General features: G+C 72.1%; 1 protein-coding gene. It reads right to left on the bottom strand.

Annotated features, from left to right (window positions below):
* On the bottom strand, positions 1-1,370 hold a 1,370-nt coding region (locus tag AB0H12_RS45155), incomplete at its 3' end, for a polyketide synthase dehydratase domain-containing protein (RefSeq protein ID WP_499632955.1).
* Positions 1,371-1,409: the final 39 nt, after the last annotated feature.

The following is a 1,409-nucleotide window of genomic DNA, read 5'->3' as shown; positions in this document are numbered from 1 at the left end:
GGGTCAGCACCCGCCGCACCAGCCTCCAACACCACGACATCCGCCGACACCGGAGACGCCGACACCGGAGACCACTCCACCCGGAACAACGACTCCACAGACGACGAAGCCAGCTGATCCTCCGAGACCGGGCGCAACGCCAACGACTCCACCGACGCGACCGGGTTGCCGTCGGCATCCGCGAGCCGCAACGTCACGGCGCCCTCACCGGCCGGGCTGATCCGGACGCGCACCCGACTCGCCGCGACGGCGTGCAGCGTGACCCCGGACCAGGAGAACGGGAGCATGGTCCGCCCGTCGGTCCGACCGGCGAGACCGATCGCGTGCAGGCACGAGTCCAGCAGCGCCGGGTGCACCCCGAACGTCGAGCCGTCCACGTCGTCCGGCAGGGCCACGTCCGCGAACACGTCGTCGCCGTGCCGCCAGGCGGACTTCAGCCCTTGGAACACCGGCCCGTAGTTCAGGCCCGCGTCGGCCAGCGCGTCGTAGAGGCCGTCGACGTCCACCGGCTCCGCACCGGCCGGCGGCCACTGCCCCAGGTCGAACGCGGGTGCCGGGGTCCGAGCCGAGAGCACGCCTTCCGCGTGCAGCGCCCACGGCGCCTCGGTGGCGTCCGCCCGCGAGTACACCGAGACCGCGCGCCGCCCGACGCCGTCCGGCACGTCCACGACCACCTGCAGCGCCACCCCGCCGGTCGCCGGCAGGACCAAGGGCGCGGTCAGCATCAGCTCTTCGAGGGTGCCGCACCCCACCTCGTCGCCCGCCTCGACGGCGAGTTCCACGAACGCCGTCCCGGGCAGCAGCACGCTGCCGAACACGTCGTGGTCAGCCAGCCACGGCAGCGCGTCGACCGACAGCCTGCCGGTCAGCACCACGCCGTCGGACGCGGGCGACGGCACGACCGCCGAGAGCAACGGGTGCTCGACCTGCCCGAGGCCCATGGACGCCGCGTCACCGCCCGACCGCTGCTCACGCAGCCAGTACCGCTCGCGCTGGAACGCGTAGGTCGGCACGTCGACCTGCCGCCCACGGCCGCTGAAGAACGCCCGCCAATCGACCGCTCCACCCGTCGTGAAGAAGCGCCCGACAGCCGCCACGAGCGTCAGGGCCTCATCACGGTCCCTGCGCTGCATGGCGATGCCCTCCTCGACCAGCGCGCTGAGCACACCGTCCGGCCCGACCTCGACGAACCTCGTGACACCTGCGCCCTGCAACTGCGTCACAGCATCGTGGAACCGCACCGCGTCACGGACGTGCCGCACCCAGTACTCCGGGTCCGTCACGTCACCGGTCGTGGCGATCGGGATCGTCGGCTCCCGGAAGCTCAACTCCCCCACGACAGCCCGGAAGTCGTCCAACATCGGGTCCATGAGGACGGAGTGGAACGCGTGCGACACCGACAAGCGCTT

This window comes from Actinosynnema sp. NPDC023794, from assembly GCF_040639675.1.
Classification (GTDB): Bacteria; Actinomycetota; Actinomycetes; order Mycobacteriales; family Pseudonocardiaceae; genus Actinosynnema; species Actinosynnema luteola.
Note: the sequence above shows the minus strand (reverse complement) of the source record. Positions and strands in the feature narration are given on the sequence as shown.